The organism is Embleya sp. NPDC001921, from assembly GCF_053594475.1.
On sequence record NZ_JBSFEO010000019.1, the window covers coordinates 86,642 to 110,484 of the forward strand.

The window sequence follows — 23,843 nt, forward strand, 5'->3', positions numbered from 1 at the left end:
GACGCCGGATCAGACCTCGGTCGCCACCCAGCTGATGTACCAGCCGTGGCTGACCGCGTAGTCCACCTTCAGCGGCCGTCCGTCCTGCCACCGCACGTAGATGCGAAAGCCTTTCGCGGTGGGCGTGTAGATGGTGTTGCCGCCGGTGGTCGTCCACATCGAGTCGCGGCCGCACAGGTTCGCCGTGTACACCGGGGTCTCCGCGAAGTTGCCCGCGCTGGTGTCCACGTCGATGTAGATCCCGGTGCCGTTGTCCTCTTCCACGTGCTGCTGCCAGTCCCCGACGGGCGTATTACCGGCGATAAACCTCGGATTGGTCACGTCGATCCTTTCGACGAAGAAAGAACGCGCACCGGATCGGCGGCGTCCGATCTCGAGTCTCAGCGATCGGTTCCGAAGATCACAAGGCACCGAAGTCAATCTTCGAGGAATTAAGTTGAATGATCTCCTCCGATATAAACGATCTCCACACGGAGACGATCATTCCCCCGTCGGCAAACACACCGGGCGTCGTCCGGCCCATTTTCTCGAAATGCAAGAGGAGCCTTGACAGTACATCCGTGCGGTGTGAAGCATGGCTAACGGTCGAGCGCCCCGGATCGAATTGCCCGATCGGCCGCAGCCGATAATCATGCCTTTCTGAATGCGATGTCGCCGGGCCGGGACATCGATTCGATCATCCCCCTCTGCCTGTGAGGTGTGCCCGCTCGTGGATCAGACGCGCCTGCGTACCGAAGAATACGAATTCGGTGTCCCGGATTCCTGGGACCGATTCGCCGACGTCGTGGCACGCGCCTATGGCGGCTACGACGCCGCCCCCGCGTACCGGGCGGTCGTCGCCGAGGTGTTCGAGCCCAAGCGCTCGCTGTTCGTGCGCCGCGACGGACGGCCGTGCGCCACCCTCGCGCTCTACTCGCTCGACATGGGCGTCCCGGGCGGCCGTCGGCCGATCGCCGGTCTCGGCTACATCACCGTGGACCCCACCCACCGGCGCCGCGGCCTGATGCGCGGCCTGATCCAGCGCACACTCGCCGGCCTGCACGAACGCGGCGAGGAGCCGGTCGCCGCACTGCACACCACCGAACCGGCGATCTACGGCCGCTTCGGGTTCGGCGGCGCCACTCGCGCCGTCCATCTGGAAATCCCGCGCCATGCACGGGAGTTGACGCTCTCGCACGCCGAACCGCTGCTTTCGGTAAGCGTCGCGGAGCCCGCGGAATGCGTCCCGCACATCGCGCGTATCCACGACGGCGAACCGGACCGACGCCCCGGCACCTTCCACCGCGACGACGCGTGGACCCGGCGCGCCCTGTCGGACCTGCCCGAGCGTCGCGGCGGCGCCGGTCGCATGTTGTGCATGCTGGCCGAGGACGCGGACGAAGGCGGCCGGCCGCGCGGATACGCCCTGTACTCGCTGACCGCCCGCTGGGTGGACTCCTATCCGCGCTACGACGTGCACGTGCGCGAGGTGTTCGCCGAGGACCCCCTGGCGTACGCGAGCGTGTGGCGTGCGCTGCTCGACATCGACCTGGCCGGAACGGTGATCGCCGACCGGCCCGTCGACGACCCGATCCTGGCCCTGCTGGCCGATCCGCGCAGCGCGGTGCCCGTTGTGCGCGACCAGCTCTACACCCGCGTCGTGGACCTCGAACGTGCCCTTCCGCAGCGCGGATACGCGGCCGAGATCGACCTGGTGTTCGACCTCACTGATCCGGACTGCCCCTGGAATCAGCGACGTTGGCGCCTGCACACCGGCACGGACGGCGCCTCGTGCGCGCGCACGGACTCGCCGGCGGATCTGTCCCTTTCGGCCCGCGAGTTGGGCGCCGTGTATCTGGGAGGCACCTCCCTCGTGCAACTCGCCGCGGCCGGCCGGGTGCTCGAACACCGCGCCGGCGCGGTGCGGGCGGCCGCGCGGGCGTTCCGGCACGACCCCGCGCCGTTCTGCCCGATGGTCTTTTGACCCGGGCGAGTCGGCGGCCACGTAGACGACGTGAGGAGGCGCTCGCATGCCCGGTCCCGGGTACGCGTGGTTCGGTGACGAGGAACGCCGCAACATCGCGGAGGTCCTCGACGCCTGGCAGAGCACGATCTCGGTCCACTCCCAACCGCTGTCCGACGACTCGCAGTGCCGCCGGCTGGAACGCGAGACGGCCGACCTGCTCGCGACGAGCCACTGCCTGACGCTCAACAGCGGCACCTCGGCGCTGCTCGCCGCCCTCGCCGCCCTCGGCATCGGTCCCGGGGACGAGGTGATCGTGCCGGGATACATGTACGTCGCCTGCCTGGCCGCGGTCGCCTACAGCGGTGCGACGCCCGTACTCGCCGAAATCGACGAATCACTCACGCTGGACCCCGAGGACGTCCTGAGCCGGATCACTCCGCGTACCCGCGCGATCATGGCCGTGCACATGCTCGGCGCGGCGTGCGACATGGACGCGCTCACGCGCATCGCGCGAGAGCACGACCTCGTGCTGATCGAGGACGCGGCGCAGGCGTGCGGCGGCCGGTACCGCGGCCGCCGCCTGGGCACGCTCGGCGACGTCGGGGTCTTCTCGCTCAACGTGTTCAAGGTCGTCACCGGCGGCGACGGCGGTCTGCTCGTGACCGAGGACCCCGAGACGTTCCAACGCGCGTACTCCTTCCACGACCACGGCTGGTTCCCCTACCGCCGCCAGGACGGCCCCGGCGATGTGCTGCTGGGTCTGAACCTGCGCATGACCGAGTTCACCGCGGCCATCAGCCGCGCCCAACTCGCCCGCCTGGATGCCGTCCTGGCACACCTTCGCGCGCTCGAACGGCAGTTGACCGAGGCGATCGGCACGCGCGACGGACTCGCCCGGCGGAGACTGCACGACGTCGACGGAAACTGCGCGACCGTCGCGGTCTACCTCTTCGACGACCGCGAGGCGGCCGACCAGGTCGCCGCCGGTCTGGGCTCGAAAACCCTGCTGCACTCGCCCAAGCACCACTACGGCGGCCTGCCCGAGCTGCGCGCCCTCGCCGACCCCCGCCAGCCGTCCTGCCCCTTCCGGCCGGTCGAGTCGCCCGCGCGCGGGCACACGTATCGCCCCGGCGCGCTGCCGCGTACCGACGACGTGCTCGCCAGGTCGGTGGCCCTGACGGTCGGGCTCACCGACACCTACCTCGGTGCCGACTTCGGGGTCGACGTCTTCAGCCGCCCGCACGACATCGCCGCCGCCGCCGACAAGTTCCGGGCGACGGTCGACGCGGTCCTGGGCTGAGCCAACGGAGCGGAGTACGCATCGTGTCGCAACGAAACCCGGGGCCCCCCACGGCGCCGCACACACCGCTGATCAGCGTCGTGGTGCCGTGCCACAACGAGGAGGAGGTGATCGCCCGGACGCATCGTCGGATCTCGAAGGTGCTGGCGGCCCTGGAGGCCACCGAGCACGAGATCGTCTTCGTCGACGACGGCAGCCGCGACCGCACGTGGGACGTCCTGACCAGCGTCGCACGCGCGGATCCACACGTGCGCCTGGTGCGATTCACCCGCAACTTCGGCCAACAGCCCGGCATCATGGCCGGTCTGCGCGAGGCGCGCGGCGACGCGGTGATCACCATCGACGCCGATCTGCAGGACCCGCCCGAGCTCATCCCCGAGATGGTCGAGCGCTGGACCCAGGGCTGGGCCGTCGTCTCGGGCCGGCGTACCGAACGCCTCGGCGACTCCCGGTTCAAGGTCGGCACCGCGTACGCCTTCTACCGCGTGCTCGAGTTGCTCGCCGACCACCCCGTCGCGGTGGACACGGGCGACTTTCGCCTGCTCGACCGCGCCGTCGTGGAGACGCTGACCGGGCTGCCCGGCGACCCGAGCTACATCCGCGGGCTCGTCGGCTGGGCCGGCTACGCCGAGACCAGCGTCGAATACGGCCGCGAACCGCGCTCGGCCGGGCGGTCCAAGTACACGCTGCGCAAGATGGCGGCCCTGTCCCGCTGCGGCCTGATGACGTGCAGTACCGCCCCGGCGCGGCTGCCCGCCGCCGTCGGCGTCGTGTGGCTGGGCGGGACGGCACTCACCAGTGTGCTGCGCCGTCGAGCGATGCCCGTCGCCGCTTGGACGTTCGGATGTGAGGCGGTGCTTCTGGGCGTGCTGGGCGAGTACCTGCGCATGGTCCACCAGGAGGCGCGTGGACGCCCGGCGTACGTCGTCCGCGGGCGCGTGTCGCAACCCGCCGTCAAGCCCGTCCCGGTGCTCGCCGACTCGGAAGGACAGGTGTCGTGACCCCCCGCGGCCCCCGCCGATTCGACGTCGTGGTGGTGGGAGCCGGTTTCACCGGACTCGCCGCCGCGCACGAACTGGGTCTCGCGGGCCTGAAGACCCTGGTGGTCGAGGCCGAGGACCGCGTCGGCGGCCTGGCCGGCACGTTCGACGTCGCGGGCGGGCGCCTCGAACGCTTCTACCACCACTGGTTCGAGTCCGACCAGGACATGTTCGGGCTGCTCACCGAACTCGGCAGCGCCCACCTGATCGAGCGCCACCCCGCCCGCACGGGCTTCTACCACGCGAACACGATCCACCGTCTGTCGAGCCCACTGGACGTGTTGCGCTTCGCGCCGCTGCCCCCCGCGGACCGTGTGCGCCTGGGGCTGATGGTGGTGCGCGCGGCGCGCGTACGCCACTGGCGCCAACTGGAGGCGCTCACCGCCGAGGAGTGGCTCGTGGGCATCGGCGGCCGGCGCGTCTACGAACGGGTGTGGCAGCCGCTCCTGGAGGGCAAGTTCGGCGCGTACGCCTCCCAGGTGGGCGCGACGTGGATGTGGACGAAGCTGCATCTGCGCGGCGGCAGCCGGGGCAGGTCCGGACGCGAGATGCTGCTGTACCTGCGCGGCGGATGCGGCGCGCTGTTCGACGCGTGGCGACCGCGGCTGTGCCAACTCGGGGTCGACCTGCGCCTGCGCAGTCCGGTCGGTGCCGTGGAGGTCGACCACACCGGGGTCACCGGCGTCCGCGTGGGCGACGAGGTACTCGCCACCCGACGCGTTCTGGTGACCACCGCGCCCGGCCTGCTCGCCGACATGCTCGACGGTCAGGACGACGCCCACCTCGCGGTGCCCGCCGTGCGCCGGCGACTGGGGAACATCCCCTATCTCGCGAACATCTGCCTGGTCCTGGAGAACACGCACGCGCTCTCGGACACCTATTGGCTCAACGTCGACGACCCCGATTTCCCCTACGTGGGGATCATCGAGCACACCAACTTCGACGACCCGGGGCGCTACGGCGGCCGGCACATCGTCTACCTGTCCAAATACCTGCCCGCCGACGCGGAGCTGTATCGGATGAGCGACGCCGAGGTGCTCGCCTACAGCCTTCCGCACCTGCGTCGGATGTTCCCCCGCTTTCGCGACGCCTGGATACACGACTACCACGTGTGGCGCGCGGACCACGCGCAACCGGTGATCACCGCGAACTACTCGCGCGTCGTGCCGGAGGTGGAATGCGAGATCCCCGGCCTGTACATGGCCGGCATGGCTCAGGTCTTCCCCGAGGACCGGGGCACCAACTACGCCGTACGGCAGGGCAGGAACGCGGGCAGGCTCATCGCGGACCGGGCCCGCACCCGCCGGCGCACCGGCCTGGCAAGTGTACGAATCGGAGGCGACACGTGAGCGAACTGCTCGATGCGCAGGCGTGCGAGCGGCTGTCGATCGACGAGGTCCACGACCTGTACCGCCGCCACGTCAGCCGCGGCCAGGTGTCGCTCATCGGCGCCTTCGGGTTCGGCCGTGACCTCGTCGAGCACGCCGAGGGCGCCTGGATCACCCTGCGCGACGGCCGTCGGGTACTCGATTTCACCGGCGGTGTGGGCGTGTTGAGCCACGGCCACAACCATCCGCGCATCCTCGCCGCCCGGGAGCGCTTCGCCCGCCGCCGGGCCATGGAGGTGCACAAGAACTTCCTTTCCCCCTACGTGGCCGCGCTCGCGCACAATCTCGCGACGCTGCTGCCCGGTGACCTGGACATCGCCTACTTCCCGAACTCCGGCGCCGAAGCCGTCGAGGGCGCGGTGAAGCTCGCGTACAAGTACCACGGCGGCCGGCGCGGCACGATCCTGCACACCGACATCTCCTTCCACGGCAAGCTCCTGGGCGCTGGCAGCCTGACCGCGTCCCCGGAGGTGCACTTCCCCTTTCCCCGTCTCCCCGGCACCGACCACTTCGGATTCGACGACATCGACTCGTTCGAACTCGCCCTGGACCGGCACCGCACGCGCGAGGGCAGCGACGTGTACGCGGTCGTCCTGGAACCGTTCAGCGCCTCCGCCGTCCGCGAGTGCTCCGAGGAGTTCCTGCGCGCGGTACGCCGTCGGTGCGACGAACTCGACATCGTGCTCGTCTTCGACGAGGTGTTCACCGGCTGGGGACGCACCGGCACGCTCTTCCACTTCATGCGCCACCCGGGTCTGATCCCCGACGTGGTCACGATGTCCAAGTCCTTCGGCGGCGGCAAGGCGTCGATCTCCGGCTACGTCGCGCGCGAACCGCTCTTCCGCCGGGCGTACGACAACCTGGCCGACGCGACACTGCACAGCACCACCTACTACGGCTTCGGCGAGGAGACCGTCACCGCGCTCGAAGCCGTCGCGATCGCGGTCGAGGACGACTACCCCGCGCGCGCCCGCCACATCGGCGAGCGACTCGGGCAGGGCCTGGCCAAACTGGCCGAGACGCACCGCACCCTCGTCGCCGCCACCACCGGGCGCGGCGGGCTGCACGGCGTGTTCCTCGACGCCGCGCCGACCCGCCTGGACCGGTTGGTGCGCCTGCTCCCCGCGTCCTTCGCGCGCGACCCGCAACTGCGCGCCAAACTCGTCACGGGCGCCGTGGTCGGCGCGCTGTACCGCGACCACGACGTGCTCACCTACTTCGGCTCCAACCACGGCCTGCCGTTGATCGTCGCACCGCCGCTGATCGTCGAGGACCGCGACATCGACCTGTTCCTCGCGGCCCTGGACAGCGTGCTCGACAAGGGCGCCGCGCGCCTGGTGGCCGCGTTCGTGAAGGAACGGGCAAGCGCGTGAGCCGGCTCGCGCGGGCCGCGCGGGCGCTGCGCGCGGGCGGCCTCGAACGCGTGTGGGCCGCGCGATATCCACCGCTGCGCGAACCGGCCGCCGCCGAGGCCGCGCGCACGCATGTCGTCGGCAGCGTCGCCGCGCTCGCACCGCCCTATCGCGGCGCGTTCACCCTGGCGCTGCGCCTGGTCCCGCTGTGCTTTCGGCTCGTGACCGGACGACGCCTCGCCTGCGCGCCGGCGCAGGTCCTGCTGGTGGGAGCCGCGCGCCTGGAACGGGTGCCGCTCGTGGGCACGGTCGTGCGCGCGAGCGGCGCCCTCGCCTGCTACGGCGGCCTGGACGGGCTGCCGACCGCCGTGCGGGATCCCCTCCCCCCGGCCCCCACGCACGACGATCCCCGGGAGCGGACATGGACCGACGCCGCACGGTGATCGAGTGCGACTCCCTCGTCGTCGGTTCGGGCGCCGGGGGTGCGGTCGCCGCACGCGAACTCGCGCTCGCGGGCCGCGCGCCCGTCGTGTTGGAAGAGGGCCCCGAAGCGCCCGACTCCGATCTCGCCGCACGTTCCCCGGCCGAGAACATGCGCCGGCTGTACCGCGACGCCGGCCTGTCCCCGATCCACGGCCGGCCCGCGATCGCCTTCGGCGAGGGGCGCTGCGTCGGCGGCACCACCGTCGTCAACGGCGGCCTGCTGTGGCATCCGCCGGCCGACCTGCTCGCCCGCTGGGCGCGGCGGTTCGGCATCGACGGCTACCGGGCCGAGCACCTCGCGCCGCACGCCCGCGAGATCTCCCGTCGGCTGTCGGTGCACACCCATCCCGAACGCGCCCCCGCCAACCGCGACTCGCGCCTGCTCGGGATCGGGGCCGACGCCCTGGGATGGCACACCAACGGCGCCCGACGCGCGATCCGGGGATGCCGACACAGCAACCGCTGTGCCACCGGGTGTCCCACCGGAGCGAAACAGAGCATGGCCCTGACGTACCTGCCCGAGGCCCGGCGCGGCGGTGCCCAAGTCCACCCGAACACCCGCGCCGTCCGCCTGGTCCACCACGCCGGCGTCGTCACCGAGGTGCACGCCGTCGGCCCCGGCGGTCGACTCCTGGTCTACCGGCCCGAGGTGGTCTTCCTCGCCGCCGGCGCACTGTGCACGCCCGTGCTCCTGCAACGCAGCCGCGTCCACGAACGCACGGCCGGCCGGCGCACCGCCTTCCACGTCAACGTCCGCCTGAGCGCCCGTTTCGCCGAGCCCGTCCGGGCGCGCGACGCGACCATCTTCACCACCCAGCTTCGCGAGTTCGCCGATCTGGGCATTCTGGTCATGCCCGCCAACCTGACCCCCGGCACACTGGCCGCCGGACTCGCCGCTCACCCGCCGCACGTCCTCGACGGCATGCTCGCCGACATCGACCGCGTCGGGACGTACACCGCACAGGTGCGCGTGTCCGGGCCCCTGCGGATCCGCGCGCTGCCCGGCGGGGGCCGATTCCTGTGCCACCGCATCCGCGCGAGCGACCGCGACCTGCTGCGGTTCGCGGTGGAGCAGGCTGCGCGGGTGCTGTTCGCGGCGGGCGCGGTGGAGGTGTACGCCCCCGAGCGGCAGGTGCTGCGCGGCGTCGACGACGTGGACACGTTCGCGGCCCGCGCCGACCCGCGCCGGTGGGACCTGGTCTCGGTGCACGCGATGGCCTCGTGCCCGATGGGCGGTGCCGACCGCGGCGGGATGTGCGACGCGTACGGCCGACCCTACGGCCTGCGCAACCTGCACATCTGCGACGCCGCCGTGCTTCCCGGCGCGACCGGGGTGAGCCCGCAGGGCACGATCATGGCCTTCGCGCACGAGATCCTCGCCCGCCACCTCTTCGCGCCCGCCCCCGTCCGGCGCTGACCCGCGCCTACCCGGCTGCGCCGGCCGCACCACCTCGACGACGGAAGGAACCTCACCCGCATGCCGATTACCGCCACCTCATCCCTGCCCGGGCTGCTGCGGCCCGAAGGCGACCTCGTGCGCTGCGACATCGCGATCATCGGCTCCGGCATGGGCGGGGGAACCCTGGCCTACGCGCTGCGCGAGCGCGGAGCACGCGTCGTGGTGATCGAGCGCGGCGACTTCCTGCCGCGCGAGTACGAGAACTGGTCGCCCGAGGCGGTGTTCACCCAGGGCCGCTACCGCAGCGACGAGCAGTGGTACGACGGTGCGCACCAACCCTTTCGGCCCGGCGTGCACTACTACGTCGGCGGCAACACCAAGGTGTACGGGGCCACCTTGCCGCGTTTTCGCGAACACGACTTCGAGGCCGTCGAACTCCACGAGGGCGTGTCGCCGGCCTGGCCGATCCGCTACCGCGACATCGAACCCCACTACGGCGACGCCGAACGCCTGTACAACGTGCACGGCACCCGCGGCCAGGACCCCACCGATCCGTGGCGGTCCGGCGACTACCCCTTCCCCGGCGTCGCGCACGAACCCGCCATCGCGCACCTGGCGGACGCGCTGCGCGCCCAGGGCCTGACCCCGTTCGACATGCCGATCGGCATCGACCTGCGCCCGGGCGGCGCGTGCGTGCGCTGCGCGACGTGCGACGGCTTCCCCTGCCTGCTCGACGCCAAGAGCGACGCCGACGTGTGCGCGATACGCCCGGCACTGGCGAGCGGCAACGTCGAACTGCTCACGCGCACCACCGTGACCCGGCTGCGGACCGACCCGGGCGGCACCCGGGTCACCGAGGCGCTCGCCACCCGCGACGGCCGGCGACTGCGCATCGTCGCACACCGGTTCGTGCTCGCCGCGGGCGCGGTCAACACGGCCGCCCTGCTCCTGCGTTCGGGCCCGGCGCCGGGACGGGGCCTCGCCGACGGCTCCGGCCGCGTCGGTGCCCGCTACATGGTGCACAACAGCACGTTCGCGGTGGCGGTGGATCCGCGGCGACGCAACGACACCGTGTTCCAGAAGACCCTCGGGCTCAACGACTGGTACACCGACTCGAAGAGCGGGTACGGCCCGCTGGGCAACGTACAGACACTCGGCAAGCTCCAGGCACCGATGGCCCGGGTACTCGGCCGCGCGGTACCGAAGCCGATCCTCGCGCAGGTGGCCAGACACAGCGTCGACCTGTACCTGACCAGCGAGGATCTGCCCACCATGGCGAATCGGGTGGCCCTGGACGGTGCCGGACGCGTCGTCGTGCGCTGGTCGCCCAACAACCTCGCGCCGCACCGCGAACTCGTCCGGCGCACCACCGACGCGATGCGCCGGGCCGGCTATCCGCTCGTGTTCACCCGACGCATGGGGGTGGCGGTCAATTCCCACCAGTGCGGCACGGCGGTCATGGGCGAGGACCCGGCCACGAGCGTGGTCGACCCCTTCGGCAGGGCGCACGAGGTGGCGAACCTGTGGATCACGGACAGCTCGGTCTTCCCGTCCTCGGCCGCGGTCAATCCGGGTCTGACCATCGCCGCGAATGCCTTCCGCGTCGCCGCACACGGCCAACTCACCGCCTGAGCACGGGACTTCAGCGCGCGGCGGGGCCCGCGGGCACGGGCCCCGCCAACAGGTCCCAGGCGAGCAGCCCCGCGCCCAACGAACCCGACTCGTCCGCGAAGCGCGCCGGCAGCAGCAGCGGCATCACCTGGAACGTCAGGCGCCGTTCGAGTTCCGCGCGCAGCGGGCGCGACAACAACTCGCCCGAGCGGGCGATCCCGCCGCCGAGGACCACGGCGGAGGGATCGAGCATCGACACGGACGCGGCCAACGTATCCGCGAGCGCGTCGACCATCTCGGCCCACACCCGACCCGCGATCGGATCGTCGGCGGCGGCGAGAGCGGCGACGTCGGCGGCGTCGACGCCGCCCGCGGCGTCGTCGGTGAGCTCGCGGTAGCGTCGCGCCATGGCGGGTCCGCCGGCCACGGTGCTGACACACCCGCGCTGCCCGCACCCGCACCGCCTGCCACCCGGGCGCAGGACCATGTGCCCCATCTCGCCCGCCTGCCAGTGCGCCCCGACGAACGGGCGGCCCCCGATCATCACGGCCGCTCCCACACCGGTCCCGATCGGCACGAACAGGAACACGTCGTGCCCGACGCCCGCGCCCAACCGCGCCTCCGCGACGCCGCCGGCCCGTACGTCGTGCCCGAGCGCCACCGGCAGCCCGAGGCGCTCCGCGAGCCGGTCGCGCAGCGGCACGTCGTGCCACTTGAAGGCCGCCGAGAAGACGGCGACTCCCGCCGCCTCGTCCACCACTCCGCACGAGGCGACCCCGACCGCACGCACCACCGCGCCCCGCCGCGTGGCCTCGGCCACGGACTCCGCCGCGTGGTCGAGGATGCCGGCCACGACCTCCTCCGGCCCCGCCGCGCGCTCGGGCCGGTGCCGGCCGACGAACTCGTGGGTGCCGTCCGGCTCGATGAGCGCGGACTTGAAGGTGGTGCCTCCGAGATCGAGCCCGACCACGACATCACTGCCGTCGAATGTGCGCATGTGCGCGACCCCTCACTCGCAGGCGCTCGCCGTCGCCGCCGGTGCGCGCGACCCGCCGTCACGATACAAGGGGCCGCGACGGGTGCGGCTCACCGCGCGCCGCGCAGCCGCGCGGTGCTGAAGGGCACCGGGACGCGGTGGCTGACCAGGCCGCGGTGCACGGGATGACCGTCCGGGTGCAGCAGCGAATACGCGTCGATCTCGGCGCGGTAGAGCCGATTCGGCGCGGCGCCGCGAAAGTGCTCCGGCGGGCGCGCGCGCTGCGCCCGCACGGCCGGATCCGGATATCGCCGTTCGTAGTACGTCGCGCACCCCCGCGCGGTCTCCTCGTCGTCGAGCATCCGCGCCGTGCCGCTGCCGAACAGGGCCTGGTCCGCGCCGGTCGCGCCGAGGTCGAAGACCAGCACCGACACGGCGGGGTTCTCCTCGATGTTGCGCGAGTGTCGGGAGTCGGCCGCCGACATCCAGTAGAACGCGTCCTGGTGGTCCCACGCGTGTGCGAGCGGGGTCATCCACGACTCGCCGTCACGCGACGCGGTGCCGAGCGTCAGGTAGCGGACGGATCGCAGGACGTCCGCCGCGATCTCACACAGATCCTCATCGGACAACGACATTCGCGCCTCCGTGACGAAAGGAAAAGGAAGGGAACCGGAATCTCGCCCGCACCTCGGAACCCTTCCGCCACTGTAATGACGCACCAATATCCATAAAAGCCTTCTCATCATTCGATAAGCGGAATAGCAACATCCTGTCAGGGACATCCTTGATCGCCTCACGACCGGGCGTCGGACGGGTCGGCTCACCCCGTCAGGCCTCTCACCGCGACAGGGCGGGCCAGTAGTGCTCGGTGAACAGCCGCGCCACCAGCGCGCCCCGGCTGGAGACGGCGGCCTTGGTGAAGACGGTCTTGAGGTGGTCGCGGACCGTGTGCGGGGAAATGAACAGCGTCGCGGCGATCTCGGCGGTGGTCAGCCCGCGTGCGACGAGCTGGGTGATCTGGAGTTCACGCGAGGTCATGCCGTACGCCTCGGCGATCAGGACCGACAGGTCGGCGAGCGTGGCGGTCTCGATCACCAGCGCCACCGGACCGGGGCGGCCTCCGACGCCGGTGAGGCACGAGGCGTGGCAGGTCAGCCAGCGGCCTTCCGCGGTCCGGATGCGGATGCGCGCGTCGCCGTGGTCGCGCCCGTCGGCGACGGCCCGCGCCTGGAGGGCCGTACCGATCACCCAGATGGGCAGCCGCAGACCCAGCGGCGACGGGAAGGACGGCCCCTCCGGCAGCAGGGCGAGGTGCTGCCGGGCCGCGTCGTTGATCGAGGTGGCCTCCCCCGACTCGTCGAACAGGATCAGGCCGGGCGCGGGGGCGTCGGTGCCGCGTACCGAAGCGGCCGGCCTGGCGAATCCGCGCAGCCGCTCGGCCAGCGGCCGGGACAAGCCGGCGAGCACCGCCGTCTCGTCGGGGCGGAACGCGTCGGCGGTGCGGAACAGGCTCACCAGGCCCCACGGCCGGTCTCCGATCCGCAGTACGGCGCGCAGTTCGTCGTGCACACCCTCCTTGGCCAACAGGCGTCGGAAACGGGTACTCCGGCCGGGCAGGTCCCCGGTGGCCGCGCGCAACGCGGCGGCCGGTACGGACGCTCGGGCGAGGTCGCGGAACGGCAGGACGTTCTCCTCCAGGAGCTCGCTCTCCCAGTACGCGGCGCAGCCCTCGCCGGAGCCCAGGTCCTCCACCAGCATCGGCGCGGTGATCAGGCCGGTCTCGGGGTCGGCGGCGGTCCACACGGCACAGTCGAACGGCACCCGCCGCCGCAACCCGGCCGAGGTCATCCGAAACAACTCGACGGCGTCGACGGCCCGTTCGCCGAACGACGGCACCGGTCTGCGTGGCTCGCTCATGGGTATCCCTCCACGGGTCAGCCTGTCCGCCGGCCTCTCCCGGCGTAAACCCCCCGTTCGAGGGGGTTGTTCCGCGCCGATCACCCCTCCGCGCGGGATGGGACCGGCGGACCACTCCCGCCAAGGTCGATATGGCACACGACCACCGGAGAGGGAGAACATGGACATCGCGATCATCGGAGGCGGCGCGGCAGCGGTCGGCCTCCTGGACGCCCTGGCAGCCCGGACCGCCGCGGGCACGGGGGGAACGGTCACCGTCTTCGATCCGTCACCCCATCCGTGGCGGGGACGGCCCTACGGCCCGGACCTGGACGCGGTCCTGGTGAACGCGCCACCGGCCATCATGTCCATCCGCGAGGGCGACTTCGGCCACTACGCGGCCTGGTTGGGCGAACGCGGCGCGGAGCACGACGACGAGCTCCTGGGCCGCCCGCTGGTCCCCCGGGCGCTCTACGGCGAGTACCTCGCGCACACGGCGGAGAAGGCCACGGCGGCCCTGGGCGAACACGGCTGCGCGGTCCGCCTCGTGCGCGCCCGGGTGACCGGGGCCGCGCGTTCCGCGGGCCGTATCGTCCTGCGTACACACGACGCGCGGGAACACGAAGTCACCGACGTGGCGCTGTGCGTGGGCGGTGGAACACCCGCGGACCTCTACGGCCTCGCCGGCAATCCCGGCTTCACGGCCGACCCCTACCCGCTCGCCGAGACACTCGACGGTGTTCGGGCCGAGGACGAAGTGGCGGTCGTCGGTAGTGGCCTGACCGCCGTGGACGTGGTCGTGGCGCTGGCCGCACGCGGCCACACGGGTCGAATCACCATGCTCTCGCGCGGCGGGGTGCTGCCGCACGTCTGGCAGCGCCCGACCGACAGGCGCCCGCGGCACATGACCGCCGACCGGGTGACCGAACTGCACAGGGCGCGCGGGTACGTCTCGCTCGACGACCTCATCGGCCTGTTGCGCGCCGAACTGGCCGAAGCGGGCGAGGATTTCGATGGATTCGCCGCCGCGCTGCGCAGCTCCGCAACCGAGGATCCGGCCCGGCGCCTCCGGCGTCAGATCGCCGCCGTCGACGATCCGCGAGTCGGCCGCCGCGCCCTGCAGGAGGCGGCGCACAGCGTCGGCCCCTACGCCTGGCGGCTGTTGCCCGAGTCCGACCGCACGTGGCTGCGGGGCCACGTGCGCACGATCAACAGCGTGGTGTCGCCCATGGTTCCGGTGAACGCGTCCATCCTGCTGGGGCTGCTGGATTCCGGCCAACTCGCCGTCAGCCGCGGTGTCGACGCGATCGAGCCGGTCGGCGGGCGGTTCCGGGTGCGCACCGGCGGTGGCGAGCGGACCGTGACGACCGTCGTCAACGCCGTGAACCCGGCACCGCAGGCCGTCCCCACCGCGGCCGGGCAACTGGTGCGCTCCCTGGTGGACACCGGCCTGGCCACACTCCACCCGGCCGGCGGGCTGGTCCCCGTCGACCCGCACGTGCACGTGGTCGGGGACCTGGCGGGCGGCGGGTCGTTCATCACCTCCAGTATCCCCGCGATCGCCGCCCAGGCGTCCCGGACCGCCCAGGCACTGCGACGGCACGGCCGCGAGGTCGCGCGGTCCTGAAGTGGGGGGTCGGTTGCGCCGATCGGTCCGATTCCGGCCTTCGTCGGCGGGCCGGGTGCCTCGGATACCGCCGGTGTGCAACAGGGTCGGAGCATGAGAACAGCCTCGGCCACGCGCAGTCGCTTCGCGGGCGTCCTTGCCGCCGCCCTCGTACTGACGACCGGTGCCGCGGGCGCCGGCACCGACTCCGTCGCGACGGGCTCTCGACTCGCTCCATCCGCCGCGTCGGCGTCGGCGTCGGCACCGGTGCCGGTGCCGGTGCCGGCACCGGCACCGGTGCGGGTCACCTCGGCCTGGTTGCCCTACTGGGGCGGCGAAGCCGCCTACCAGGACGCGCTCGCGCACGCCGACCAACTGCACACCGTCAGTCCGTTCTGGTACCAAGCCACGTCCGAGACCACCGTCGGTCCCCATCCCGGCGCGGGCGACCAGCGCATCGTCGAGGGCCTCCACGCCCGGGGCGTCAAGGTCGTGCCCACCGTGACCGAGACCCTCGACGCCCGGGCCATGGCCGACCTCATGGACGATCCGACCCGCCGTACGGCACACGTGGACACTCTCGTCCGCCTCGCCGAGAGCCCCGGCTACGACGGCATCGACCTGGATTACGAACGCATGGCCGAGACCGACGACGAAGACCTGCGCGAGCGAGTCCGCCGCGGTTACAACGCCCTCGCCACCGAACTGTGTCGGCGCCTCCACGCCATCGACAAGCAGTGCGTGATCACCGTGATGCCCCACACCCGCGATTCCGGGCACGCCTACGACTACGCGCACCTGGGCGGCGTCGTCGACCGCCTGCGGATCATGGGTTACAACCTCCACCACGCCGAGGGCGCACCCGGACCGCTGTCCTCGCTCGCGTGGTACGACGAGTTCCTCCGCCACGCCACGAACGCCGTCCCGGTCGACCGGATCGAGGTCGCGTTGCCGGCGTACGGCTGGGACTGGACCGTCGGTTCCACCGACCGCGCCGAACACGTGACCACCCTGGAGGCGGAGGCGCTGCGCCTGGACAAGAAGGCGGAGTACCGCCTCGACCCCGAATCCGGCACCCCGCACTTCACCTACGTCGACCAAGGACAGACCCACGAGGTCTGGTACCAGGACGCGAACGGTGCCGCCGCCCATCTGGCGACCATGCGCGCATACGGTGTGCGAGGCAGCGGCCTGTGGGCTCTGGGCTTCGAGGATCCCGCGCTGTGGGGCGTACTCGCCGAGGGTCAGGGCGTGTCTTCACCCGGTTGGGGCCCGGGGATGCCGCGTTCGGGATCGGGGTGGGGTCGGGGTGCGGACGACGGATCGGGACGGGAGGTCACCGCGCACGGCCGGGGGGTCGGTCGGTCAGTTGTGGGCCTCGGCGGCGAGGAAGGTTTGGATGGCTTCCGCGACGCGGTCGGGGAAGTGCACGTGGGCGTAGTGGCCCGCGCCCTCGACCAGTTCGAGTCGGCCCAGGCCCTCGGGCATGGCCGCGACGATGGCCGCGCCCTCGGCCTCGGCGGAGGGCCAGTCGGGGTCGAGCGTGCCCTCGATCACCAGGGCCGGGCAGCGGATGTCGCCCAGCACGGCGCCGGCATCGGTGGGCGCGGACTGGCCCATCTTGGCGACCACGGCCATCCGGCCCGGCCGGCTCAGTTCGGTGTCCAAGGTGGCGACGTGTGCGGCGTAGCCGGCGGGCTTGGTGCCCGGGTAGGCGTGATCGAGGTAGCGCTTCCACAGGCCGATATTGCGCAGTACGGCGGTGCCCATGAGCAGGGTCATGCCCTTGCGGTAGCGGCCGTTGCGCAGCAGGGCCTTGGCGTCGATCTTCTGGGCGCGGGTGAACGGGGCGATCTCCACGATCGCGTCGACCAGTTCCGGCTCCCGCGCGGCTGCGATGGTGGCTGAGCCGCCGGAGAAGGAGTGGCCGACGATCACGGCGGGGCCGCCCAGGTGGCGGATCAGCGCGAGCAGGTCGCCGGCGGTGTCGGTACGGGTGTAGGAGGCCCATCCGACGGTGGATTCGCCGTGGCCGCGCAGGTCCGCGCGGGCGACCCGGTAGCCGGCCGCCTTCAGTTGCTCGGCGACCTCACGGTAGGCCGATCTGTTGTCGCCCATGCCGTGCGAGAGCACGATCAATCGACCCTCCCCGCTCACGTCGTAGGCGAGCCGGCCCCCGTCGACCTCCAGGAACTCCGTCATTTTCTTCCCCCATGCATCCGTGCGGCGATGTCCTCCACCGCAAAGCTAACACCGTTAGCCTAACAGCGTCAAGCAACCCGCAAACCACCACCGGCCACCGGTCACCCGCCACCCGCCACCCGCCACCCGCCACCGGGTACCGGGAAGAGCGCGTCCGTGCACGCCCCCTCCCCGGCACCCGGTCGGATCACCCGAACTGCACGCTGTGCGGCACCGTCGGATCGAAGCCCCCCGCCGTGCCCGGCGGGAGCGATGCCATGGGTTCCTCACAACCCCGATCGCCGTACAACTGCGCGTGGGTATCCGTGCCGTTGTCCACCCACGTGGCTCCGTGCAACAGCAGGTAGCACTCCCCGTTCTCCGGATCGGACAGGGTGAAGTCGTCCCCGGTCACCGACACGTAGGTCAGCGTCCCGGTGGCGGCCTGGGCACTCGTGACGCAGGTGACGCCCAGCGCGAGGGCGACACCGACGGTCAGGGTGATTCGGCCGAAGTGTTCGAGTAAGCGCATCGATGCTCTCCGATTCCCGGGCAACGAACCCTCCACGCGGGCGAGTTCGTGATCAGTGGACCCTCACCCTCGATCGGCCGGCGACACAACCGGGGCGCGGTGGAACCTCGTTCCGAGGGGTCCCTCCCCAACTGGTCGGCCGGGCAACAAAAGTTCACCCGTTCAGCCGCCCACATCGCGCCCGGGCCGCAATCACCGGCATCGGCGCCCCTCGGATACCGGGCCCACCGACACAACACGTCGTCAAGGACACCCCGGCCGGAGCGGATCCCGCGCGACCACGACCCGCGAAACCGACTGGGCGTCGCCGGCGCGAGCGTCCGGTTCGGCTCCCGGGCCGGGGAGACCGACGGCGGCGCGGGTTCGGCTACGGTCGGGCCGGTCCCGGGCGGCCGCGCTCGGGGAGGTCGAACGGGCTGTGCCGACCGGGGCGCAGACGTGCGATCCGGTATCCGGGCCCGACGAGAACGCGCGGCGCGGGCTCGGTCGCAAGCGAGGCCGGCGCCGAGCGGCTGCGGTCCGGTGGAGCCGGCACCCGGGGCGGCGATGCTCGCGCGGTGCGGCCGGGTCGTGCGCGGGCCCGACGCGGACCGCGGCATTCCGGGCGTGGTGCCGACCGCGGGGCTGCTCCTCGCGTCCATCGGGCGAGCACGCCGGGCGGAGACAGGGATCCGAGCGAGCGCACAGCGCGCCGTACGGCGTACGCCGTGCGGCGAGCCGTCCGGGAGGGGCGGTCACGACGCGGACCTGCGCCCGTGGACCTCGACCGGGCGCCGACGCGGGATCGCGGTCGCCGTCGGCCGGTGGCGATCCGAAACCACGAGCGCCCAACCCCCGGTCCCGCCGAAGGCACGCGCGCGCCGTCCGCCCCGTCGCGCCGGTCCACTCGGTGGGGCGGTGCGACGGGGCGGGTGGGGTCAGGCCGCGGCGGCCTCGGCGGCGGCCAGCTTGACGCAGATCGCGACGGCTCGCATCGCGCGGCGGACCTCGTCGACCGTGGGGTAGCTGGGCGCCAGCCGGATCTGGTGGTCGCGCGGGTCGTTCCCACCGGGGAAGGCCGCACCCGCCGGGGTCAGCGCGACGCCGACCTCCTTGGCCAGCCGCACCACCTCGGCGGCGCAGCCGTCCGGCACCTCCAGGCTGACGAAGTAGCCGCCCTCGGGACGCGTCCAGGTGGCGATGCCCAGCGGGCCGAGCTCGCGCTCCAGCTCCTCGTAGACCGCCTCGAACCGCGGCGCGAGCAGGTCGCGGTGCAGCCGCATGTGCGCCACCACGCCCTCGGTGTCGCCGAAGAAGCGCACGTGCCGGAGCTGGTTGATCTTGTCCGGGCCGATCGTCTGCTTGGCCAGCAGCCCGGTCAGCCAGGCGACGTTGGCCTCGGACGCACCGACGAACGCGACGCCGGCACCCGCGTAGCTGATCTTCGACGTCGAGCCGAAGACGAACGCCCGGTCCGGGTTCCCGGCCTCGGCGCACGCGTCCAGGATCGACAGCAGCTCGACCGGGGTGTCGGTCAGGTGGTGCACGGCGTACGCGTTGTCCCAGAAGAGCCGGAAGTCCGGCGCCGCCGTCGACATCGCGGCCAGCCGACGCACCGTCTCGTCGCTGTAGGTCTCCCCACTGGGGTTGCTGTACTTGGGCACGCACCACATGCCCTTGATCCTCGGGTCGGCGGCGACCAGCGCCTCCACCTGGTCCATGTCCGGACCCGCGCCGGTGAGCGGAACCGACACCATGCCGATGCCGAACCGCTCCAGCACGCCGAAGTGCCGGTCGTAGCCGGGCACCGGGCACAGGAACAGCACCTCGGGCTCGTCCACCCAGCGGCGCTCCGCCCCGGGCACCCGGGACAGCAGCGCGTTGGCGATCACGTCGTGCATCAGCGTCAGGCTCGCGTTGCCCAGGGCCAGCAGTTGGCCGGCCGGTACCTGGAGCAGGTCGGCGAAGATCGCGCGCAGCTCGGGCAGACCGTTGAGCCCGCCGTAGTTGCGGCAGTCGGTGCCGTCGGCGGCCTTGAAGTCCTCCCCGCCGGGCAGCGTGAGCAGGTCGTTGACCAGGTCCAACTGCTGCGGCGAGGGCTTGCCTCGGGTGAGGTCGAGGCGCAGTCCCTCGGCCGCCAGGGCGGCATACTCCGCCCGAGCGGCCGCGAGGTCGATTTCCGGAATGGACACGGTGGTGCTGTGCGGCACGGGATCCCCAAAATAGGCGGAAGCCGCAGTCACTTGCGGCGGGGCCAATCTAGCAACACGCCGGGGTGCGGCGGAGCCGGCGGCCTGTCCCGGCCGGGCCTTGCGTTCACTCCGCGTTCACCGCGGCGTCGACTCGGCTGCTCACTCCGCGTGCGGTGCGCCCGATTCCGCGCACCGATCCGCCGCTCCCCGCACCGCAGGCGTCGGCGGCGCCTACCATCGGCGGGGACACCCTCGATCCGGGAGCAGGACCCATGAGCTCGTGGCGCACGCCCAGGCGATTCCGGCAAGGCAGCGGCGCGGTACCGACGCCCGACGCCGGGGCCTCGCGCGCGCCCGTCGTGGTGGACTGCGCGCTGTACGACAAGGGCGTGCGGCGGCCGGGCAAGGTGGCACTGCGCGACGCTCTGGACGCGGCCGAGGCCGGCGAGGACTCGTTCGTGTGGATCGGACTGTACGCCCCGCTCGCCGAGGACCTGGCCGGCATCGCCGACGCGTTCGACCTGCACCCGCTGGCCGTCGAGGACGCGGTCGAGGCCCACCAGCGACCCAAGCTGGAGTACTACGACGACACGTTGTTCCTGGTCCTGAAGACCATCGTGTACGTCGAGCACGACGCGCTCACCGCGACCAGCGAGGTGGTCGACACCGGCGAGATCATGGTCTTCGCCGGCGAGAAGTTCGTCGTGGTGGTCCGGCACGGCAGCGCGCCGCCCTTGGTCGAGCTGCGCCAGTCGCTGGAGGCCGACCCGGCGATGCTCGCGCACGGGCCGGCCGCGGTCGTACACGCCATCACCGACCGGGTCGTCGACGACTACCTGCGCGTCGCGGACAAGGTCGAGGACGACTTCGAGCGGCTGGAGGTCGACGTCTTCGCGCCCCGGCCGAGCAACGACGCGGAGCGCATCTACCAGCTCAAGCGCGAACTGATCGAGTTCAAGCGCGCGGTGTTGCCGCTGGCCCGACCGCTGGAGCGACTCTCCGGCGGCACGCTGCCCGGTGTCGGCACCGGCTTCGACGCCTACCTGCGCGACGTCGCCGACCACCTGGCCCAGGTCCGCGAGCGGCTGGCCGCGTTCGACGAATTGCTGGACGGCATCCTCTCGGCCAGCCTGGCCGGCGTGACCGTCCGGCAGAACACCGACATGCGCAAGATCGCCGCCATCGCGGCCATCCTGGCCGTCCCGACGCTGATCGTCGGGATCTACGGGATGAACTTCGACCACATGCCCGAGTTGAGGTGGACGTACGGCTACCCCGCCGTGCTGGTGGTCATGGTCACCGCGTGTTCGTTGATGTTCCGGGCGTTCCGCCGCAACGACTGGCTGTGACCCCGGCGGCGGGACTGGTGCTGGAGAAGGGGCTGATCCGGCATCGCCTGCCGGCCGTGTCCGCGCGCGACCACCGGGCCGGTACGCGTCCGCACCCGGACGTCCGGGTCCCCGGGCCGGCACGTGCGCGGGTCGGGGCGGGTGGTGGAACGCGAGTCGGGGCGGTCGGCGAGATACGTCACCACGAACCGGGGTGGTCCGCGGTGGCCACGATGGCGGACCGGGTCAGCGCCTCCTGGCGGGAGCACCACGGCGAATGCCTGTGGGACGCGCCGATCGCGGTCTCCGCGGTGATCGCACAGACGCTGCGCCAGGCCGGGATCGCGTGGTCGACCATCGACCACGTCGCCCTGCGCACGCCGTCCGCCGAGACGAGCCGGGCCTTCCGCCGCCACTTCGGCCTCCAGCACCACCGGGTCACCGACATCGGCCCGGAAACCGGCCACCCCCGAGCCGCGGGCCTGCTCATCGCAACCCGCATGGTCCTCGAGTCGAACCATCCAACCGGCACCCGCGTCCTACTCGGCTCGCTCGGCGGCGCGGGAGCGGTGGCCGCGGCCGTCGTCGAAATCTGACCCCACCCCCGTCAACCGACGAACCCCCGCAATCCCGCGGCCGATTCCCCCGCCCGCGGCCGACGACGTGCCCGAACACACCCTCGGAAACACCCTCCGGGGTCAGGTCGTCTGCGCTCGGAGCAGTTTCTCGTACTGGGTGCGCAGCAGGGTTTCCGGTGCGGCGGGGGCCTTGAGCGTGCGCAGCGTGGCGGCCGAGCTCACGGGTGCGACGTGGATGAGCACGCTGCCGCTGCGCACGTACGAGAACGTCGCGCTGCCCGCCTCGGTGGGGACGACGATGGTCAGCGAGTCGTCGCCGAAACCGGGGTCGGTCCCCGCCTTGAATCCGCGGGAGTTCTCGTTCCCTCCGCACTCCGGCAGGGCGTTGCGCGCGCCTTGGATGAGGGCCTGGGCCCGGGAGCTCCGGTGCTGGCTGAGGCCGATCTCGTAGCCGGACTGCTGATCGTCGGCCCGGCCGCTCTCGCGCACCTTGGTGGAGGTGAACAGAGCCGGGAGGTTGCGGTCCTCGGCGACGTACCAGTCGGTGCCGCCCAGCAGGTCGTACAGCGGTTGGCACGGCCCGGCGCCGTCCTGGCCGGTGTTGCTCTCGCTCATCTCCGACCCCTGCGACACGCGGTCCGGCGTGGCGGTACGGCCCGGCAGCTCCTGCGTCGTGACCAGCGCGGCGGCGAGCTGTGTGCCGCTGAGCACCTGCCGTTCCTTGGCCGCGGGCTTCGACGGAGCGGCTACGGGGCCGCCGTTCGCCGCGGTGTCGCCGGCGCCGCCCGGGACGAAGCCGGGCGAGTCGGAATCGCCCGAATCGGAACCGCAGCCCGACACCAGCAACACCGCGGGGGCTATGACGGCAACGGCGAGGCGGCGGACAGTCTTGCGCATGGGGGCGTTCCTCGGGGGTCGTACGAACGGACGGCTGCAACGCGGTCATTATCCGGATCGGTCCGTGTCCGGGCCGAATCCTCCGCGCATCCCGCACTTCGGGTCGCGCGAACGGGCCGGCGACCAGGCCCACCCGCGCGGCTCGCCCTCGGCACGTGCGGCGCCCGGGGCAGGGATCAGTTCTCCCGCCTCCAGGCGAGTTCGGTCCACCCCTCGTGGAGGCGCCAACCGGCCGCCGTGCGCACGACGGTGTAGGTCAGGCGCAGGCCGCTGGTCAGGTGGGGGGCGCGGCCCTCGCGGTAGAAGTACACGAGCGAGTTCGCCGAGGCGGTGGCCCGGTCGCCGTCGACGTCCACCAGCAGGTCGGTGGTCACATGCTGGGTGTACTCCCCCACAGCCTCGGCATCGGCCCGGCGCAGGAATCCGACCACCTGCTCGAGGCCGCGGATCTCGCCCCCGCCTCCGCGCGGCGTGTGCAGCGTCACGTCGTCGGCGAAGACGGTGTCCGCGTCCTCCCACCGCCGATCGTCGAGCAGGCGCGCGAAGCGGCTGAACAGGTCGGCGATCTCGATGCGATCGGCGATCAGGGTATTCGTGGACATGGCATCCCTTTACGTTGGCGAGTCCAACATTGGCGACGCCAACCATATCGGGATTCATTGGCTACGCCAACGATGTATCGTGGCGGTCGTGGAACAGACCCCCGCGCAGATGGCCGCGAAGCCGAGTTGGCTGCTCACCCAGGTGGCGGTGCACGCCCACCGCCTGGCGTCCGAGGGCTTCGGGGAGGTGGGCGCGCGCGGGTACCACTACCGGATCCTGGCCGCACTGGACGAGTTCGGGACGGCCAGCCAGGTCGAACTCGGTCGCCGGTGCACCATGGACCGAAGCGACGTCGTGGCGGCGGTCAACGAACTGGCCGAGGCGGGATACGTCGAGCGCACGCCGGACCCCGACGACCGAAGGCGCAACAGGGTCACCCTCACCACCGCGGGCCGGCAGCAACTGCGACGCATGAATCGAACGCTCGACAGGGTGCAGGACGACCTGTTGCAACCGCTCTCGGGCGAGGACAGGCAGACCCTGACCCGCCTGCTCACCCGACTGCTCACGCACCACCAACAGCGGGCCTGACGCCGCCGCCGACGATCCGGGCGTGA

The 23,843-nt window shown here is 71.9% G+C and carries 21 protein-coding genes and 1 pseudogene; 13 read left to right on the top strand and 9 right to left on the bottom strand.

Annotated elements, in window-relative coordinates; translation table 11 throughout:
* Nucleotides 1-9: 9 nt before the first annotated feature.
* Nucleotides 10-321, bottom strand: a complete 312-nt coding sequence (locus ACWCPW_RS22790; protein WP_449763438.1) for a hypothetical protein — start codon at nucleotides 319-321, stop codon at nucleotides 10-12.
* A 388-nt stretch (nucleotides 322-709) separates the two neighbouring features.
* Between ACWCPW_RS22790 and ACWCPW_RS22795 the strand changes: the two genes are divergently transcribed.
* From ACWCPW_RS22795 to ACWCPW_RS22830, 8 genes are read left to right on the top strand one after another with little or no spacing between them, the layout of a single operon-like run.
* The gene (locus ACWCPW_RS22795) at nucleotides 710-1,963 is read left to right on the top strand and encodes a GNAT family N-acetyltransferase (RefSeq protein ID WP_449763439.1); all 1,254 of its coding nucleotides are present in this window, start codon (nucleotides 710-712) and stop codon (nucleotides 1,961-1,963) included.
* Between the two features lie 46 nt (nucleotides 1,964-2,009).
* Nucleotides 2,010-3,245, top strand: a complete 1,236-nt coding sequence (locus tag ACWCPW_RS22800) for a DegT/DnrJ/EryC1/StrS family aminotransferase (RefSeq protein WP_449763440.1) — start codon at nucleotides 2,010-2,012, stop codon at nucleotides 3,243-3,245.
* Nucleotides 3,246-3,268: 23 nt separating this feature from the next.
* Nucleotides 3,269-4,246, top strand: coding sequence for a glycosyltransferase family 2 protein (locus tag ACWCPW_RS22805; protein WP_449763441.1), 978 nt, complete (start codon nucleotides 3,269-3,271; stop codon nucleotides 4,244-4,246).
* Entirely contained in the window at nucleotides 4,243-5,634 is a 1,392-nt protein-coding gene (locus tag ACWCPW_RS22810) for an NAD(P)/FAD-dependent oxidoreductase (protein ID WP_449763442.1), read from the top strand. The genes ACWCPW_RS22805 and ACWCPW_RS22810 overlap by 4 nt, the downstream gene beginning before the upstream one ends.
* On the top strand, nucleotides 5,631-7,046 hold the full coding sequence (locus ACWCPW_RS22815; protein WP_449763443.1) for an aspartate aminotransferase family protein: 1,416 nt from the start codon (nucleotides 5,631-5,633) through the stop codon (nucleotides 7,044-7,046). The genes ACWCPW_RS22810 and ACWCPW_RS22815 overlap by 4 nt, the downstream gene beginning before the upstream one ends.
* On the top strand, nucleotides 7,043-7,468 hold the full coding sequence (locus ACWCPW_RS22820; RefSeq protein WP_449763444.1) for a hypothetical protein: 426 nt from the start codon (nucleotides 7,043-7,045) through the stop codon (nucleotides 7,466-7,468). Before ACWCPW_RS22815 ends, ACWCPW_RS22820 begins: the two co-directional genes overlap by 4 nt.
* Nucleotides 7,447-8,925, top strand: coding sequence for a GMC family oxidoreductase N-terminal domain-containing protein (locus ACWCPW_RS22825; protein WP_449763445.1), 1,479 nt, complete (start codon nucleotides 7,447-7,449; stop codon nucleotides 8,923-8,925). The genes ACWCPW_RS22820 and ACWCPW_RS22825 overlap by 22 nt, the downstream gene beginning before the upstream one ends.
* A 60-nt stretch (nucleotides 8,926-8,985) precedes the next feature.
* Nucleotides 8,986-10,539, top strand: coding sequence for a GMC oxidoreductase (locus ACWCPW_RS22830; RefSeq protein WP_449763446.1), 1,554 nt, complete (start codon nucleotides 8,986-8,988; stop codon nucleotides 10,537-10,539).
* Nucleotides 10,540-10,549: 10 nt separating this feature from the next.
* On the opposite strand, the gene ACWCPW_RS22835 is transcribed toward ACWCPW_RS22830, so the two are convergent.
* The 3 genes from ACWCPW_RS22835 to ACWCPW_RS22845 form a co-directional block, all read right to left on the bottom strand.
* Nucleotides 10,550-11,515 (bottom strand): ROK family protein, encoded by a 966-nt coding sequence (locus ACWCPW_RS22835; protein ID WP_449763447.1) that lies wholly within the window; start codon nucleotides 11,513-11,515, stop codon nucleotides 10,550-10,552.
* An 89-nt stretch (nucleotides 11,516-11,604) separates the two neighbouring features.
* Nucleotides 11,605-12,129, bottom strand: coding sequence for a pyridoxamine 5'-phosphate oxidase family protein (locus ACWCPW_RS22840; RefSeq protein WP_449763448.1), 525 nt, complete (start codon nucleotides 12,127-12,129; stop codon nucleotides 11,605-11,607).
* A gap of 202 nt (nucleotides 12,130-12,331) precedes the next feature.
* Nucleotides 12,332-13,411 (bottom strand): LuxR C-terminal-related transcriptional regulator, encoded by a 1,080-nt coding sequence (locus tag ACWCPW_RS22845; RefSeq protein WP_449763449.1) that lies wholly within the window; start codon nucleotides 13,409-13,411, stop codon nucleotides 12,332-12,334.
* Between the two features lie 160 nt (nucleotides 13,412-13,571).
* Between ACWCPW_RS22845 and ACWCPW_RS22850 the strand changes: the two genes are divergently transcribed.
* A complete protein-coding gene (locus ACWCPW_RS22850) occupies nucleotides 13,572-15,017 on the top strand; it encodes an FAD/NAD(P)-binding protein (protein ID WP_449763450.1) in 1,446 nt (481 codons plus the stop codon).
* A gap of 93 nt (nucleotides 15,018-15,110) precedes the next feature.
* Nucleotides 15,111-16,190, top strand: a pseudogene (locus ACWCPW_RS22855) (glycosyl hydrolase family 18 protein); the annotation flags it as partial.
* A gap of 171 nt (nucleotides 16,191-16,361) precedes the next feature.
* Here ACWCPW_RS22855 and ACWCPW_RS22860 read toward each other — a convergent pair.
* The 3 genes from ACWCPW_RS22860 to ACWCPW_RS22870 all read right to left on the bottom strand — a co-directional run bounded on the left by ACWCPW_RS22860 (nucleotide 16,362) and on the right by ACWCPW_RS22870 (nucleotide 19,880).
* Nucleotides 16,362-17,198, bottom strand: coding sequence for an alpha/beta fold hydrolase (locus ACWCPW_RS22860; protein ID WP_449763451.1), 837 nt, complete (start codon nucleotides 17,196-17,198; stop codon nucleotides 16,362-16,364).
* A 187-nt stretch (nucleotides 17,199-17,385) separates the two neighbouring features.
* A complete protein-coding gene (locus ACWCPW_RS22865) occupies nucleotides 17,386-17,709 on the bottom strand; it encodes a hypothetical protein (protein ID WP_449763452.1) in 324 nt (107 codons plus the stop codon).
* A gap of 917 nt (nucleotides 17,710-18,626) precedes the next feature.
* On the bottom strand, nucleotides 18,627-19,880 hold the full coding sequence (locus ACWCPW_RS22870) for an aminotransferase class I/II-fold pyridoxal phosphate-dependent enzyme (protein WP_449763453.1): 1,254 nt from the start codon (nucleotides 19,878-19,880) through the stop codon (nucleotides 18,627-18,629).
* 272 nt (nucleotides 19,881-20,152) lie between these two features.
* On the opposite strand from ACWCPW_RS22870, the gene corA reads away from it, so the two are divergent.
* Nucleotides 20,153-21,229 carry a magnesium/cobalt transporter CorA gene (corA, locus tag ACWCPW_RS22875; protein WP_449763454.1) on the top strand — a complete coding sequence of 359 codons (1,077 nt, stop codon included), beginning with the start codon at nucleotides 20,153-20,155 and terminating at the stop codon, nucleotides 21,227-21,229.
* Nucleotides 21,184-21,804 carry a 3-oxoacyl-[acyl-carrier-protein] synthase III C-terminal domain-containing protein gene (locus tag ACWCPW_RS22880; RefSeq protein ID WP_449763455.1) on the top strand — a complete coding sequence of 207 codons (621 nt, stop codon included), beginning with the start codon at nucleotides 21,184-21,186 and terminating at the stop codon, nucleotides 21,802-21,804. The genes corA and ACWCPW_RS22880 overlap by 46 nt, the downstream gene beginning before the upstream one ends.
* 102 nt (nucleotides 21,805-21,906) lie before the next feature.
* Here the strand turns inward: ACWCPW_RS22880 and ACWCPW_RS22885 are convergent, their stop codons facing one another.
* Together ACWCPW_RS22885 and ACWCPW_RS22890 are read right to left on the bottom strand one after the other, a co-directional pair.
* A complete protein-coding gene (locus ACWCPW_RS22885) occupies nucleotides 21,907-22,683 on the bottom strand; it encodes a hypothetical protein (protein ID WP_449763456.1) in 777 nt (258 codons plus the stop codon).
* Nucleotides 22,684-22,859: 176 nt separating this feature from the next.
* A complete protein-coding gene (locus tag ACWCPW_RS22890) occupies nucleotides 22,860-23,285 on the bottom strand; it encodes a nuclear transport factor 2 family protein (protein WP_449763457.1) in 426 nt (141 codons plus the stop codon).
* A gap of 88 nt (nucleotides 23,286-23,373) precedes the next feature.
* Between ACWCPW_RS22890 and ACWCPW_RS22895 the strand changes: the two genes are divergently transcribed.
* Entirely contained in the window at nucleotides 23,374-23,817 is a 444-nt protein-coding gene (locus tag ACWCPW_RS22895; RefSeq protein WP_449763458.1) for a MarR family winged helix-turn-helix transcriptional regulator, read from the top strand.
* The last annotated feature ends 26 nt before the right edge of the window (nucleotides 23,818-23,843 follow it).